This window comes from Bacillus methanolicus (genome assembly GCF_028888695.1).
Lineage (GTDB): Bacteria > Bacillota > Bacilli > Bacillales > Cytobacillaceae > Bacillus_Z > Bacillus_Z methanolicus_B.
The window spans coordinates 482,063-498,038 of sequence record NZ_PNFF01000002.1; the positions used below are offsets into that span (position 1 = coordinate 482,063).

The 15,976-nt window shown below is 35.7% G+C and carries 14 protein-coding genes; 3 read left to right on the forward strand and 11 right to left on the reverse strand.

Annotated features, from left to right (window positions below):
- Nucleotides 1-165: 165 nt before the first annotated feature.
- Nucleotides 166-492, reverse strand: a complete 327-nt coding sequence (locus tag C0966_RS13970) for a type II toxin-antitoxin system RelE/ParE family toxin (protein ID WP_274856355.1) — start codon at nt 490-492, stop codon at nt 166-168.
- On the reverse strand, nt 476-748 hold the full coding sequence (locus C0966_RS13975) for a type II toxin-antitoxin system Phd/YefM family antitoxin (protein ID WP_274856356.1): 273 nt from the start codon (nt 746-748) through the stop codon (nt 476-478). Before C0966_RS13975 ends, C0966_RS13970 begins: the two co-directional genes overlap by 17 nt.
- Nucleotides 749-915: 167 nt before the next feature.
- Between C0966_RS13975 and tnpA the strand changes: the two genes are divergently transcribed.
- The 3 genes from tnpA to tnpC all read left to right on the forward strand — a co-directional run bounded on the left by tnpA (nt 916) and on the right by tnpC (nt 3,252).
- On the forward strand, nt 916-1,242 hold the full coding sequence (tnpA, locus tag C0966_RS13980; protein WP_274856357.1) for an IS66 family insertion sequence element accessory protein TnpA: 327 nt from the start codon (nt 916-918) through the stop codon (nt 1,240-1,242).
- Entirely contained in the window at nt 1,236-1,592 is a 357-nt protein-coding gene (gene tnpB / locus C0966_RS13985) for an IS66 family insertion sequence element accessory protein TnpB (protein ID WP_274853330.1), read from the forward strand. Before tnpA ends, tnpB begins: the two co-directional genes overlap by 7 nt.
- A gap of 76 nt (nt 1,593-1,668) precedes the next feature.
- Nucleotides 1,669-3,252, forward strand: coding sequence for an IS66 family transposase (gene tnpC / locus C0966_RS13990; RefSeq protein ID WP_274856358.1), 1,584 nt, complete (start codon nt 1,669-1,671; stop codon nt 3,250-3,252).
- A gap of 743 nt (nt 3,253-3,995) precedes the next feature.
- On the opposite strand, the gene C0966_RS13995 is transcribed toward tnpC, so the two are convergent.
- The 9 genes from C0966_RS13995 to C0966_RS14035 all read right to left on the reverse strand — a co-directional run bounded on the left by C0966_RS13995 (nt 3,996) and on the right by C0966_RS14035 (nt 15,620).
- A complete protein-coding gene (locus tag C0966_RS13995; protein WP_274856359.1) occupies nt 3,996-4,739 on the reverse strand; it encodes a hypothetical protein in 744 nt (247 codons plus the stop codon).
- Between the two features lie 126 nt (nt 4,740-4,865).
- Nucleotides 4,866-5,986 (reverse strand): IS3 family transposase gene (locus C0966_RS14000; protein ID WP_274856360.1). Its coding sequence is split into 2 segments (ribosomal slippage): nt 4,866-5,740 and nt 5,740-5,986, totalling 1,122 coding nucleotides; the frame shifts between segments, so codons are not numbered across the junction.
- Between the two features lie 271 nt (nt 5,987-6,257).
- A complete protein-coding gene (locus C0966_RS14005) occupies nt 6,258-6,950 on the reverse strand; it encodes a caspase family protein (protein WP_274856361.1) in 693 nt (230 codons plus the stop codon).
- A 210-nt stretch (nt 6,951-7,160) separates the two neighbouring features.
- Nucleotides 7,161-7,751, reverse strand: coding sequence for a hypothetical protein (locus tag C0966_RS14010; protein ID WP_274856362.1), 591 nt, complete (start codon nt 7,749-7,751; stop codon nt 7,161-7,163).
- A 12-nt stretch (nt 7,752-7,763) separates the two neighbouring features.
- Entirely contained in the window at nt 7,764-8,723 is a 960-nt protein-coding gene (locus C0966_RS14015; RefSeq protein WP_274856363.1) for a nucleotidyltransferase domain-containing protein, read from the reverse strand.
- Between the two features lie 266 nt (nt 8,724-8,989).
- Nucleotides 8,990-12,238 carry a type I restriction endonuclease subunit R gene (locus tag C0966_RS14020; protein WP_274856364.1) on the reverse strand — a complete coding sequence of 1,083 codons (3,249 nt, stop codon included), beginning with the start codon at nt 12,236-12,238 and terminating at the stop codon, nt 8,990-8,992.
- Between the two features lie 40 nt (nt 12,239-12,278).
- A complete protein-coding gene (locus C0966_RS14025) occupies nt 12,279-13,499 on the reverse strand; it encodes a restriction endonuclease subunit S (protein ID WP_274856365.1) in 1,221 nt (406 codons plus the stop codon).
- Nucleotides 13,489-15,006, reverse strand: coding sequence for a type I restriction-modification system subunit M (locus C0966_RS14030; RefSeq protein WP_274856366.1), 1,518 nt, complete (start codon nt 15,004-15,006; stop codon nt 13,489-13,491). The genes C0966_RS14025 and C0966_RS14030 overlap by 11 nt, the downstream gene beginning before the upstream one ends.
- Nucleotides 15,007-15,026: 20 nt before the next feature.
- Entirely contained in the window at nt 15,027-15,620 is a 594-nt protein-coding gene (locus C0966_RS14035; protein WP_274856367.1) for a helix-turn-helix domain-containing protein, read from the reverse strand.
- Between the last annotated feature and the right edge of the window lie 356 nt (nt 15,621-15,976).

Below are 15,976 nucleotides of genomic sequence, written 5' to 3' on the forward strand. Positions count from 1 at the left end.
ACAACAAGAACATGTGTTCTTAAATCATGTTACTAAATAACACTAAAAAAAATAATGAGAAGGATAATAATATCCCCTCACTTACTTATGATACGGCTCACCGTAACGTTGGATAGGAAAATTAATAAAAGGTGTCCTGTTTGAAACACATTGTAATTTTTTGTTTTATTCCTGTAAGGCAAACAACTCGCGAAGATAATCACGACGTGCATGCAGTATACGGTAGATTATTACATTATTATCTAACAGTCTGTAGAAAATTAGATAGGGGTGCACTACAATAAATCGATATCCGCGCTCAACAAGAGTATATTCCTCATCTGATAAAACCGATCCCATATTAGGAAACTCTGCAAGCTTGCCAATTTGATTATTTAGCTTCTCCAGCATCATTTCTGCGGCGGAAAGATTATCATGCGATATATACGAGAATATCTCATCCATATCGTCGACTGCTGCAGGGGTATATTTAATCTTATTCCTTTGCGCCATTAATCTTTCTCCGCATCATTTCTATAACTTGATCATGTTCAATCAAATGAGCACCTTCATCAACCTGCTTTTCTGCAACCAACAGTTTTGATTGCAGTTTGATACGTGCCTCCATGCGTCGGTACGCTTCATAGCTCATGACAACCAGGTCGGCTTCCCCATTGCGTGTCAGCACGACCGGCTCATCAAGTTCATGGCAGTATTTTGAAAAACCATTATAATCATTTCGGATCGTTGTCGACGGCTTAATATTCACTCCTTGCAGCCCCTTTCACATATCATTATTCTAACTAAATTATATCATTTTTATATCATATATTCTATTCATGCCAACCATGCGTAACCGTAAAATAGTTCCCACCTATTAACCAAGATGACACTTTGAGATAATCTCTTCAAATCAATATTTGAGGAGGTTTTTTGATGTCTCGAGCAGAATTGCGAAAAGAATGGGAACTTCGGATCGCTGAGTTTAGGGCAAGTGGACAGACCCAATCCAAATGGTGTGCTGACAATAATGTGAAGCTCCATCAATTAAAATATTGGCTTAAGAAAATTGAAAACACAAATCGGATCTCAGCACCATCACCTAAATGGGTCTCAATCACAATGGATGAACAATATGCCGAATCAAAAGACACTTCATTATCCTTACAGATTAAAATAGGTCAAGCATCCATAGAGGTTAAACCAGGCTTCGACCCATCTTTCCTTGCGGAAGTCATCAGGACGTTAAGATCGCTATGTTAAACGAAACAATGATCGCGAATGTTTACCTCGCCCGAGGGAGTACAGATTTGCGCAAATCCATTGATGGATTGGCTGCGTTGGTGAAAGAAGGGTTTGATCTAGACCCCTTTTCGCCTAGCTACTTTGTCTTTTGTAATCGTAATCGGGATAAACTGAAAATCCTTCATTGGGAGCACAATGGCTTTTGGCTCTATTATAGACGTTTAGAGCGCGGAAAATTTCAATGGCCAACGGAAGAAAGTGATGTACCGCTAAAATTAAGCCGCCGCCAGTTCCGTTGGTTACTTGATGGACTTCCACTTGAACAGCGCCAGGCTCATCCTGAAGTTACCGCGAGGACAGTCATATAAAATCATATTTTTTATTTTTTTATTTACACACCAATTTTTAAAAGGGATTGATCAACATTTGTCGAATAGATAAAGTATGAAAAAGACAACGAAAACACCCACCCAACCAACTGAAAATCTTCAAAAACGATGTGAATCCCTTGAAAAGCAAGTCGCTGAACTGACTGTAAAACTAAAATGGTATGAGGAACAGTTTCGCCTCAGCCAAAAAAGACGATTCGGCTCTTCAAGTGAAAAAACACATTCCGATCAACTAGAGCTTTCGCTCTTTAATGAAGCAGAGGTAGAAGCAGCCTCCAATTTAGAGGAGCCTGCTTCTGAAACCATTACCTACCGTCGTCGTAAAAAACGTGGTCAACGTGAAACGATGCTAGAAGACCTGCCTACGGAAACGGTTGAATACCGCCTTTCCGCAGAAGATCAGGTCTGTTCGTGCTGCGGTGGATCTTTACATGAAATGAGCACGGAAGTGCGTCAAGAAATCAAAGTCATTCCAGCTGAAGTAAAAGTGGTTAAGCATGTCCGTTATGTCTACGCCTGTCGCCGTTGTGAACGTGAGGAGATCCATACACCGATTGTCACAGCGTCTATGCCGGCACCTGTCTATCCGGGCAGTTTAGCTTCTCCTTCAAGTATGGCGTATGTGATGAGTCAAAAATATGTGGAAGGGCTGCCTCTTTATCGCCAGGAAAAGCAGTTTGAGCGATTTGGGTTTACATTATCCCGGCAGACGATGGCGAACTGGATGATCTATGGCGCAGATCAGTGGTTACGTTTAATTTATGATCGGATGAAGGATCATTTACTTAAACAGGAGATTCTCCATGCGGATGAAACCACTTTGCAGGTGCTCCATGAACCAGGTCGAAAGGCAACATCCACTTCTTATATGTGGCTTTATCGCACTGGAAGAGAAGGTCCGCCGATTACTCTTTATAATTACCAACAGACACGGGGAAAGGAACAACCTCGCAAGTTTCTGAATGGTTTCAAGGGCTACCTTCATGTGGATGGCTACTCTGGTTATCAAGGGATGCCTCATGTAACCCTAGTAGGTTGCTGGGCGCATGCAAGGCGTAAGTTTGATGAGGCCTTAAAGGTTTTACCGGCTTCAAAACAATCCGCTTCGGTAGCTGCCAAGGAAGGGCTCAATTTCTGTAACCAACTTTTTGCGATTGAGCGTGACTTAAAGGATTTAACTCCTGAAGAACGCCATAAAAGTCGTTTGGAACGCAGCCGGCCAGTGTTGGATGCTTTTTCAGCATGGCTAAAAACGCAAAGGTCACAAGTCCTCCCAAAAAGCGCCCTTGGCCAGGCAATCCAATATTGCCTGAACCAATGGGATAAATTAGTGGGCTTTTTAAAAGATGGTCGGTTAGAAATCGATAATAACCGTAGCGAACGTTCAATCAAACCATTTGTAATTGGCCGCAAAAATTGGTTGTTTGCCAACACCACACGGGGCGCTCAAGCCAGTGCAACGATTTACAGTATTATTGAGACAGCTAAAGAGAATGACTTAAATCCATTTACCTATCTCACCTATCTTTTTGAGAAACTACCAAACATGGATACTAAAGATAAAGATGCCTTGGATCAATTAATGCCTTGGTCATCAACGATCCCATTAGTTTGTCGAGTGTTTAAAAAGAATAATTAAATCATAACTAAATCCCCATCTACTTATAGGTGGGGATTATTTGACGCTTACTTCATGCCAACCATGCAATTGTAACCGCCAAGTAGAAATGAACACTTTCTTACCTAAAAATGCTGAATAAGATTGAACACTTTTTTCCAGTAGAGACGTGCACTTTATTTGGAGAGGCGGGCATGATAGCCTTTGTCGGCTGAGCCAGATTCATTGATATATCAGGCTTCCTGGCTAATAATCTTGCCCGCAGAGGCTCCAAGTAAAGTGACAAAATGCCAGCACTAACTTCCAGTAAAGTGTTCACTACTAATTAGCAAAATGTGTTCAAAGTTATCAGGCGGTTACAGCAATGAATTATTAAATTGTACTTGTCATTCTTTCAGCAGACATACTCTTTATTTTCTTAACATTCACCTTTAATAAAATTTTTATCTGCTACAGCTATATTGGTCCGTCAATCCTTCTTATGTCGCATTTATTAAGTACCATACTAAGAAAGCACTTTAATATAGTAGATGATAAGCGCCAGGCAAAAAGCACTGGATCTTTTACTTTAAATAAAACCCCGTTCACTTATGATACGGTTCCCCGTGGTGATTTGAGAGGCAAAAAATTAGCACTGGGATTTTATTTTCTCAGTGCTTTTAATAACTTACTTAACGTGTGACAAGTTGATTTGGAATACAAACCCTAATTAAAGGAATTGTATTTGATCATAAAAGTAAACATGCATTTTAAAAAATTTATACCTACAGTTTCTCCTCCAATTGGCGCACTTTCTCTAAATCCAAGTAATATTGCTTTATTGCCATTTCCATACAGGTTCTTCTATTTTCTGGTGTTCTCTGTGATATATACTTTCTATTGTAATATAGAGTGAAATCATAGATTGTTCCAATTAAATCAGCACACGCATGACTCCAATCACGAATCTCATCAGGTGGGATATTTAAATTTTGACTATCAACAACACACTTGTTTATTTCAGGAATCAAGTTATCCATTTTCTTTAAAAAATCTTCTTCTGTAAGAACTCCATTATTATATTCGTTAAAAAAATGAATGACCTTTTGGGCAAGAGATACTACAGAGGCTAGTATTTTTTTTGTTTCAAATATTACATCATCTTTGCTGTCTGTATTCTCCTTGTTATATGTTCTTAATGATTCATAGTATGAAAAGATTTTATAATGGACACCGTTTAGAATAAAAGTGTCTTTATTATCTGTTCTATACCACCATTTTTTATCTTGAGAATCATCTACCCACGTTGTAACACAAATATAATTATTTTTCACAATATCACTTTCATCACGTCCAAAATAAATCCATATTATATTGGCTGATTTACCAGACAAACGCTTTTTAGAAATTTCATTATTGTATACCTCTGCATGTTTTACTTTCTTGGTAATTTCTAAAGAAATTTTACCTATTTCTTCAAGAGAAAGTGGTTCTTTTATAATAGTTTTTACAGCATATCTCTTTGTCAAACCAACATGAAGAGGTTCTACAGTGTAAATAATATATTTATCATATTCTTCATATATCCTTGTTGTACAAAATGGTACATATTCTTTTACTTCGAAATAAATAGTACCTGGTATGTCAACACTAAACTAGACAATTTTTTTAAGGTGTTCCTTTTTGTATTCAATAGGGCTTAAATACCCCAGTGATCCGTGAATTCTTATATGATTAAACCAATGAACATAATCGTCTAATTCCAACTTTAACTGTTCTAAACTTTCAAAATATTTACCTTTTACAAATTCTGTCTTGATAATTTTAAATGTGGCTTCGGCTACTGCGTTATCATATGGGCAACCTTTCATGCTTAACGACCGTTTAATCTCGAATGTATCTAAAGCTTCATCGATTGTCTTGTTTTTAAACTCGTTTCCTCGGTCTGTGTGAAATAGTTGAATTTGTCTTAAATCAGCTTTAATCGTTGATAAGGCTTGGTAGACTAGTCCAGCATCTTTATTAGGACCGGCACTATGTCCAACAATTTCTCTATTATAAAGATCAACAAATAGACATATGTAATGCCAATTTTTTTGGACCCTTACGTATGTTAAATCACTGACTACAACCGTTAATTCCTTTTGTTGATCAAATTCCCTATTCAACACATTTTCAACTTTAGATTCATTACATTTATCCACATGTGGCTTAAACTGGGCAACTGTATATTTTGATACTAGCCCATTTTCTTTCATGATTCGGCCAATACGTCTTCTGGATGCAATTTTACCGAGTTTTTTCAACTCATGTTTTATCTTACGAGTGCCATAGTTCTGGCGGCTTTTATGAAAAATATCGACGATGGTAACCGTAAGTTCATCATCTGATTTGGATTGTTCTTTTGCTTCATAATAATAAGTGCTTCTTGGGAGTTGTAGGACGTCGCACATTGCTGATATCGAGTATTTGTGACGATTATTTTTAATCACATTTACTTTCGTCCTAATATCAGCGCAGCTTGCTTTAAAATATCATTCTCCATCAGTAAACGCTGATTTTCTTTACGAAGCTTGATCAGTTCTTCTTTTTCAGGTGTTCGGTTGTCCTTCTCTTTGAATGAACCAGATGTTTGGCTCTGTTTCACCCATTTGTCTAATGCCGAAGGCGTTAAATTGTATTCACTTATAATGTCTTTTCTAGGCTTACCACTTTCATATAGTTTGACCATTTGAGCTTTAAATTCGGGAGTAAATGTTCTTCTAGCTCTCGTCATATCGGCGTACCTCCATTAACTGAATGAGATGAAGTAGACTTCCAAATTTAGAGGGTAAACACCGCAACTTGACAAGGAGCCTCTACGGGCATGCTTTCCCAGCCAGGAAACCAGATGATGAAAACATCTGGCTTGCCAAACAGGCTAGCATACCCGCCTCTCCTAGTAAAGTTGCTGGTATGGGATCTCTTATACTTGATTAGCAGTATACCCAGATTGGATGGTTAGTCTACCTGACCTTAATTTTTTTGTCCAGTTAAGTGTAGCCGATTCAACCGCCCATATTTGATCTAAATATAGGATGTTGTTGCTTATCAGGATTCTTTTTATTCCACACCTCTAAGTAAAGCCTAACAAGCTTTTGTATATCATATAATGAGACTTTACCTTGTCTTATAATATGTCTATCTTTAAGCGCAGAGCATAAAAAACTAGTAAAAATACTAATTGGCTTATCAGGATGTCTATATGATGATTGAGTAGAGCTGCTAGAGGAAAATACTGCATATCCTCTACCCACAAAATCACTAACTGTTTCCTCAATACTAAAAACCGGTGTCCCATCGACTGAAAAATTTCCTGAATAACAACAATCTAAAAATATACTCTTTCCTTTAGCTGAAACCCTCTCGAAATATTTTATAATTTCCTGTGTACTTATAAAGTCATCACTACACACGAGATAGTGTTGATTTTCTATTTTTGCTCCATGCCCTGAAAAATAAAATATCAAATAGTCATCTTTGTTTAAAAGTTTTGAAATTTGCAAAATGGAGCGTATAAAGTCTTCCTTTTTTACATCCTCTTTTTTTCCGAGTGTAATAATATCATCAGCATCTAACTTCAAACCAGAATAAAGGGCTTCCTCCACCTCAATTACATCATTCTTAACAAATGGGAGATTTACTGCCCCAGCTATAAAATAATTACTTACACCTACAACTAGTGCTTTTATATTTGACATACTAACACCTACATTTACATTTAAAGTTTACTAAAAATATTATCTATAAATATATTTAAATTAAGATACATTACAAAATTATAAGAGTCAGTGTTCTTCCTATTTTCTTAAGATAATAGTCCTCTTTTTTAAAGTAGTAAAAAATTTCTAACTACGTCTATATCAATGTATATAAGCGGGATCATCTACTATAACACCCTGTATTTTTTCCTAACCATCCTTTGCAATTTCCCGAGTAAGAATGCTAATGGATTCACCTTTACAAGAATTTAAATAAATATCACCTTTTGTTTGCCTACTTGTCCAATAGATCCCAGTTAATTTATTTGTATCATCTATAATGAATCTACAGGTACCAAATTGTATTGGGTTTAATTCACTATATTTACTTTTCGGATTTGTAATATATGTATAATACAGGACGTAATTTCCATTTTCCTTAATAATCTTACTTGTAATGGTTGAACTAACAATCTCATCAGTTACTAACTTAATTTCTAGGTGAAATAAACTTTGCTTAACATAAACTCTTATATTCTTATTACTAGTTTTTCCATTATATTGATATTCTATAGTACCGTCATATTGATTAGATAGTTTAGGAGTTTTTTCAAAAGGATTTAGTCTCCAACCCCATTTTTCATATAAGGCTGAAATAATTATTGTTAAAAAAACGGAAATACCTGTGTAGCTAGAGATATCTTTAAATGAATCAGGCATTGATATTAATGAACAAATAATAAATATAGCAATAGCGATATATAAGGCAACCTTCAAGTGTTTTTTTACTTGTTCACTCAAGAACTCTACCTCCTAAATATCGTATTCATAAAAGTTATATAAATCTTTAATAAATCTAGTATATTTTTCAACATCAATTGTAGATTCGCATAATGGTTTTATTCCGTTTGCTTCCTTATAAAAAGGTAGCATATGACTATTCTTCCACAAATATTCTGTTATTTCCCCAAATGCATATCTATATATAGTATATTTTGTAAATACCCCATTAGGTAAATTCCATAAAAGAGATTCCAAACCAAATGAACTTACATTATTTGCAGATTCATAGTTCTCATCCTGCATAATGTATCTCATTTTTTTAATAATCCTGACCATTTTTTTATAGTAAGTATTAGTTTGATTATTTTTTTCTCTCCCATTTCTTATGTGTTGTTCTGGGTAATTGATAATTGTCTGACCATCATCAGAACGTATAAAGATTCCACCAATAAAATTATTTGGATCAGAATTATAGTCATTACTATAATCTCTATGCCTCATGCATGGAACAGCATCAGCATCTACACGGTATGTATTACCATGTATCTTTATGGACTTATTTTTCCGTTCTACGTCACTACCGAATTTTTTCCTTAAAGCATCTTCAACATCATCTTTAAACGTCATTACATTATCAGTAGAATTTGAAAATCCATATTTAGCATCATTTATATTTGGTCTATACTTAACTTTAAAAGTTGATTCTAATACTACAGCTATGTCAACATCACTTTCTGTCCTTACATTGGTATTATTTGCATAGGATCCTTTAACAAAAAGTTTAACCTTCCTATTTTTTGTTGCATTTCTCATTTCTAAAGAATAAGAATAGGTGTCTGCATATAATTTTTCAATCGTTTTTCCATCATCAGTAAATCCAATGTCTTTTAATGCGTCCCTTACCATACCAATAGCATTTTTACATTTCTGATCCTCAGTTTCACTTAAAGGAGCTGCAAACAACCTTAATTTTTCTTCTGAAAATTTCATTTATATCCCTCCCATTTATAGAAATTATTAATCTACTTATTGTTAGTTTTCATTTATACTAACATCTATAAAAAAAGCAGTTCCAAAGAATCTGGAACTGCCTTCTGTTGTTATATCTAGTTGTTTTAAATCTGAGTAGCCCAATTCTTCATTTAAATCTCTTTTCTTTTTCTCAATCTAAGATAGAAGAGTAAAGAATTCTTCAAAAGTAAGTATCACTATAATCTTTGTTAATTTTCAATAAAACTAATTAAGAAAAGTTTTTCTTATACTTCATATTCACTTTTAGACTCCGCAGCCTGCAGCGTATTCCAATCTCTTACTTCCGTATTTTCTGCCATCAACTCTGCTTGACGCATAACTGTGTCCAATGCTTTTTTCGCTTGTTCTGGTGGATAATCGTACTTCTTCAATAGTCGTTTAATAATTCTCCTCATTCCAGCACGGGCGCTTTTTCGGACATGCCAGTCAATGGTCATGTTCCGTCTAATTGCTTGAGTCAGTTCATTGGCGATTTTACGTAAGACTTCATCTTCCATTAACTCTTTAACTATAGACTCAGATGTTAAAGCATCGTAAAAGGCAATTTCATCTTCATTTAATCCTAGATCTTTTTCTTCTTCTCGTTCTTTTTTCATGTCCTTTGCCATTTGAATTAGTTCTTCCATGACTTCGGCATTCGTAATGAATTGGTTTTTATATTTGTTTAGGGATTGTTTTAGCTTTTCTGAGTATTTTTGTGATTTAACAAGATTGCGTCTTTCCATTGTTTTGATATTGCCTTCCAGCAATTTTTTAAGCATTTCAAGGGCTAAATTTTTATATTCATATGAACGTACTTCTTCGAGAAATTCTTCCGATAATATAGATACATCAGGATGTTTCAATCCCATCACTTCAAATACATCAACTACTTCTTCTGAAATAATGGAACGTTCGAGTAATTGATTAACGCGGGCTTCGATTTCTTTTTTCGTCTTCCGCTTCGGCTGTTTTTCTTGTAGTTTATTTAGGCTTGCCTTAACCGCTTTAAAATAACTAACTTCAAGGGCTGCTGCTTTTCCTTCATCCGTCGCTGCACATAGTGAATGTGCCTTGGCTAGCTCAGTTGCGGTCCGTTTAAATTCTTTTTGTTCTTTTTCACTCTTTCCAAAAATGACATTCATTCCGCCAGTAATGGCTCGAATACGACCTGCTTGGGATGAACCCATATAAGCTGAGTAATCAAACCCGTGCATCATGTCTTGTAAAATTTCAAGTTTCTCTTTCATAACAGCAATTGCAGCGGATGTATCGATACCTGTTGTTTTCTTATCACTTTCGGTATATTGATTTAAAGCTTTCTTTAAGCTTTCTAATATTCCAATATAATCTACAACTACTCCGCCTGATTTATCTTTAAATACACGGTTAACCCTTGCGATTGCTTGCATAAGGTTATGACCCTTCATCGGTTTATCGATGTACATCGTATGCATCGAAGGTACATCAAATCCAGTTAGCCACATATCACGTACAATTACGATTTTGAGTTCATCACTATTGTCTTTCATTCTTTTTGCTAATAAATCCCGACGTTTTTTTCCGCCAATATGTGGTTGCAATTCATCTTCGTCTGCCGCACTACCTGTCATGACCACTTTAATTTTACCTTTATCGTCATCATCTGAATGCCAATCAGGACGTAGTTTTACAATTTCGTTATAAAGTGCTACACAAATACGGCGACTCATACAGACGATCATTGCTTTACCATCAATGGTTTTTGCTTTTTCTTCATAGTGTTCTACAATATCTTTTGCTAATTGTTTAATACGGTTAGGTGAACCGACGATGGCTTCAAGCCTCGACCATTTTGATTTATACTTTTCACGTACTGATTCTTCCTGATCTTCAGTAATCTCTTCAAATTCCTCATCGATCTTCGCTAATTCTTCTTCATTAGCTTCCAAGCGGATAATACGGTTTTCATAATAAATTTTTACCGTTGCTTCATCTTCCACAGCTCTTGTCATATCATAAATATCAATATAATTACCAAAAACGGCAGGCGTTGACTTATCTTCCAGCTCAATCGGTGTTCCTGTAAAACCGATAAAGGAAGCATTCGGAAGTGCATCGCGAAGATATTTTGCATATCCATATTTCACTTCGCCTGTTTTGGTGTCAGTCTTTGCAGAAAAACCATATTGACTGCGATGGGCTTCATCAGCAATGACGATCACATTTTTACGATCGGTTAAAACCGGCATTTCGCCTTCTTCTGGTTTGAATTTTTGAATCGTTGTAAAAATAATACCGCCTGATTCCCGGTCATTTAGAAGATCATATAATCCGTTTATCTCTTTTGATTTTTCGTTGGCTTGTTGTTTTTTCTGTTCTTCATTCAATTTGCGGACATCTGCTTGTTTCGGTGTTTGCCTTAAAATATCCTTTGATTTTAAAAACGTCGAAAATAGCTGGTCATCTAAATCGTTTCGGTCGGTGATCACCACAATGGTTGGATTATTTAGCTCTTTGACAAGTTGTGCTGTATAAAAAACCATCGAAAAACTTTTACCCGAACCTTGTGTATGCCATATAACACCGATTTTACGGTCTCCATTCTCACTGGTCGCTATTTTTGTCTTTTCCACCGCTTTTTTTACCGCAAAATATTGGTGATAGGCTGCGAGAATTTTGGCAATCGTTTTTCTTTCACCGATTTTCTTCCCATTTTCATCCCGTTCTTCTTCTTTGGATTCCTGAAAGAGAATAAAGTTTTCAATAATATCAATAAGCCGGTCTTTTGCCAGCATCCCTCTTAACAACACTTCATATTGCGGCACTTCAAGTGGCTCAATGTTTTCGCCATCCACCGTCCGCCAATTCATAAAACGTTCTTGACTTGCGGTAATCGTTCCCGCTTTCGCATTAATTCCATCGGATAAAATACAAAACGCATTATAATAAAATAAAGATGGAATATCACGTTTATACGTTTGAATTTGTGCATAGGCATTATCGATACTCACATTTTCATCAGATGCTGATTTTAATTCGATAACGACGAATGGGATGCCATTTATAAAAATAACTAAATCCGGGCGGCGTTCTTCTTTTTCAACGACCGTACACTGATTCACTACCAAAAAATCATTATTAGCTGGTTCTTCAAAATCAATTAAGAATGCCTTCATCGAACGGCTATGACCATCTTGATGAAACGACACATCAATGCCTTCAGTGATTAATTTGTGAAAATGACGGTTGTTTTCTTCTAAGCTTGGACTGTTAAAAGCAATAATTTGCCGAAACGCTTCTTCTATTGCTTCCTGTGGCAAATGACGATTATGTTTAAACAAAGCATCTTTTACACGGTCTTCTAAAATTACGGTACGATAATCTTTGCGTTCCGGTCTTTCCCCATCACAACTAATGTCCGGACCAAAGACATAGTCATAGCCAAGTTCCTGAAGAATCTCAATCGCAGCTTCTTCCAACTTATCTTCCGTAAAATTTTCTAAAAAACTCATCCCACTCTCCCCTTTCGCAATCGGAACCTCCCATATTCCATTAACTCTGTTCTACTAACTCTTCATTATCTAGCGGGACACGGATTTCTCCGGACATTAGTTTTGGTAAAATAGAGTCTCTAATTTTAGTTAATAAATCTGACTCAACCTTATTTGTTCTATATTTTTCAAACAAGCTTGAATAAAAATCTTCATACGAATTCACCACATTACTTGGTGGAATTAAAACTGTAGTATTTTTAATATCTTTCTGTGTTATTAATGGTTGAGTCGATCCTCTGTTTAATGACTTATAATCAATTGATTTTAGAATATTATAGGTAAACCCATAATATTTTGATTTAATTACTAAAGTGTTGTCTGAAGCCCATACTTTATTAGTAAACCTTTGAATAATTCCATGTGTTCCAACTCTTCCAATAATTAAAACCGGCTCATTATAGTTAAAATCAGATGTATAACCCATGATTGAACTTGCCCCAACAATTGGAAATGGATATTTTTCACTAGAATCAGCTTGTTTTTCTTTTGGTCGCTTTCCACTTGATATACTTATAATATCTCCTAACTTTCCAACTTCCCATCCTTTAGGTATCATCCCCAACTCACTTTCAACCATTTCGCCGCCACTTGATTTGTAAGGCTCACCATTCTCATTCGGAAACTCAAAGTCAACAAACCAATGTTTAAACAAAGCTTGAGCCATTTCTTCAAGCTTTTCATTGATTTGATTATTTGTTTTAATTTTTTCATCTAATGAAGAAAGAACCTTAACTAAATAATCTTGTTGTTTCCGAGGTGGAAGAGAGATTTTCATATTAGCATATGTTTTTGCATTAATATTTCCTCTAGTACTACCTGATATATAAGAAGACACCCAGCCTTTATACTCATTGGAAAGAGTATAATACCTCATAAACTTAGGATTTACTTTAGATGGATCTAAGCTAAATTTGATTAAGAATCCTGCATAGACCAACTCACCGTCTGATCCATCATAAAAATAACTCCTTCCTGTGCTATTGCCTGTACGAGCAAAAACAATATCATTTGGTTGAAGTAAATATTTTTCAGCCTTTTCATCATCTACAGACTTTAAATCAGTCTTATTCAATGTACCATCATCATTTATATCTGTAATTCTCAAGTAAGTATATAAATCATCAGAATACTCTACAGCAGATGCAGCAATTCCGTAACTACCTTTACCATCTAGAGATATTTCACCTAATGTAACTTCTTTCCAACCATTAGATGTCATACCCAATCCCCCCTAGATTCTTTCTAATCTCTTCCTCCAATCGGTGGGATTTTTCAAATAGTTCTCTTAATTCACTGGTGAGGGTTTCCATTTTTTCTTCAAATGGTATACCATCATCCTCGACATCACTTATTCCAACATAGCGTCCGGGAGTTAATACATAGTCATTTTGACGGACATCTTCTAAAGTCGCTGATTTACAGAATCCCTTGATGTCTTCATATTTCCCATCTGGTTTACGCCAGTTTCGGTATGTTCCTGCAATTTTTTGAATATCTTCTTCCGTTAATTCACGCAGGCGACGGTCAACCATTTGACCCATGTTTCGTGCATCGATAAATAGAATTTCATGTTCACGGCTTCGGTATTTAGGATGATTTTTCTTATTACGGTTTAAAATCCATAAACAAACTGGAATACCTGTTGAATAGAATAATTTGTCAGGCAAAGCAACAATGGCATCGACTAAATCCGCTTCGAGTATGTTTTTACGGATTTCCCCTTCATTCGATGTATTGGAACTTAACGAACCATTGGCTAATACAATACCAGCAGCGCCATTTGGTGCTAGGTGATAGATTATATGCTGCAACCATGCATAGTTGGCATTGCTCGCTGGTGGTGTACCGAATTTCCAACGAACATCATCAACTAATTCATTTCCGCCCCAGTCACTCACATTGAATGGAGGATTGGCAAGGATGAAATCTGCTTTCAGCGTTTTATGCAAATCATTATGGAATGTATCCGCATGGTGTTCACCGATATTCCCCTCAATTCCACGGATAGCAAGATTCATTTTACAAAGCTTCCAAGTCGTCGAATTCAATTCTTGACCGTAAATCGAGAGGTTATCGATTTTTCCTTGATGGCGTTCAACAAACTTTTCACTTTGAACAAACATGCCACCGCTGCCACAACAAGGGTCATAAATCCGTCCTTCATACGGTTCAATCATTTCAACCAATGTTTTGACAACGCTTTGTGGTGTATAGAACTCGCCGCCGCCTTTTCCTTCTGCACTGGCAAACTTACCTAAGAAATATTCATAAACTCGACCAAGTAAGTCTTTTTCTTGTTTGCTGTGCAATTTAATGGTTGAAATGAGGTCTATCAGTTCTCCTAAACGGCGTTTTTCAATCTCAGGGCGGGCATAACGTTTATCTAACACACCTCTAAGTGACGGGTTTTCTTTTTCAATTTCGATCATCGCTTCGTCAATATATTGACCGATTTTCGGGTCTTTCGCATGATCCTTAATAAATTCCCATCGTGACTTCTTCGGAACCCAGAAAATATTTTCGGCTGTATATTCATCACGGTCTTCTTCAAAACCTTCTCCTTCTTCAACTAACTCGTTATACTTCATTTCAAACTTATCAGAAATGTATTTTAAGAAAATCAATCCTAAGACTACGTGTTTATATTCGGATGCATCCATGCTTCCACGTAATTTGTCAGCCGCTTTCCAAAGTGTTTCCTCAAAACCAATCTTTGCTGTGTCCATCATCGCATCTCCTTTTAAATCTAGTAATTATAATCATCGAATACTTCGAATAATTCACTTTCAAATTCATCTTGTTCAGGACCTGTTGACACCCAATCTGGTAACACTTCTAAATAATGGGCTAAAGCTTCTATTGTTTTATGGAAAACCGGTTCATGCTGTGCCTTATCTAAAAGTTCAAGAACCAATTTAAATGTGTCGAGATAAGGTTGATGTTCAGCACGATTAAGCATGTTCCGAAATTTTTCAATTAGCTTGGCTTTTTCAATATCGTGTTCTATTTGATTCAATTCCTCTTTGTCATAAACCGGCACTTCAACAAGATCATTTTCTTCCCCAATGAGGAATTGTTCTTCGTGTTTCGTGATCACAGGCTGTAAATCCCGTTTTAATTTTTCTTTTTGAATCTCCAGTTTATCCAAATCAGTTAATTCTTTAGAAAAGTATTTAGCGTCTATGCCAAAAATTTGTTCCAAAGTAGGTAAATGTTTTTTGGAGATCTTTTGCTTTTTTTTAATCCAAAGATTAATATTTTGCTTTTTAATTCCAAGCTTTTCGGCCAGTTCAATTTGCTGCATACCAAAAAGTTCAAGTATGTATTCTAAACCTATCAATTGATCACCTACCAAAATATTGTCTGAGTCAATATGATTATATTGTAATAGGCTAATAGTTTGCAGTCAATTAAATTCTATTTTTTGTTATATTAATCAATGGCTATACAATGTTTACATAGAAAATAATATTGCTTGGTCCAAGCATTTGGTGCAGCAGAACTAATAAAGAATGTCGATTTCAAAATAGGGAAATGGATATCTATTATTGTTGAAAATCAAGTTTGACAATTAAAATTTATTTTTATAATCTATTAACAGAACATATGTTCTATAAAACCTTATTTTTCGTTGCAAAACTCTGCACTTGTATTTTTTGTCTCACATAATCTTTTTGCATGATTGATACTCACCCC

Bases quoted from the DNA above. Each gene is read 5' to 3' on its own strand.
- C0966_RS13970 (WP_274856355.1), bottom strand. From the start codon at position 492: ATGGCGCAAAGGAATAAGATTAAATATACCCCTGCAGCAGTCGACGAT.
- tnpA (WP_274856357.1), top strand. From the start codon at position 916: ATGTCTCGAGCAGAATTGCGAAAAGAATGGGAACTTCGGATCGCTGAG.
- tnpB (WP_274853330.1), top strand. From the start codon at position 1,236: ATGTTAAACGAAACAATGATCGCGAATGTTTACCTCGCCCGAGGGAGT.
- tnpC (WP_274856358.1), top strand. From the start codon at position 1,669: ATGAAAAAGACAACGAAAACACCCACCCAACCAACTGAAAATCTTCAA.
- C0966_RS14005 (WP_274856361.1), bottom strand. From the start codon at position 6,950: ATGTCAAATATAAAAGCACTAGTTGTAGGTGTAAGTAATTATTTTATA.
- C0966_RS14015 (WP_274856363.1), bottom strand. From the start codon at position 8,723: ATGAAATTTTCAGAAGAAAAATTAAGGTTGTTTGCAGCTCCTTTAAGT.
- C0966_RS14020 (WP_274856364.1), bottom strand. From the start codon at position 12,238: ATGAGTTTTTTAGAAAATTTTACGGAAGATAAGTTGGAAGAAGCTGCG.
- C0966_RS14025 (WP_274856365.1), bottom strand. From the start codon at position 13,499: ATGACATCTAATGGTTGGAAAGAAGTTACATTAGGTGAAATATCTCTA.
- C0966_RS14030 (WP_274856366.1), bottom strand. From the start codon at position 15,006: ATGGACACAGCAAAGATTGGTTTTGAGGAAACACTTTGGAAAGCGGCT.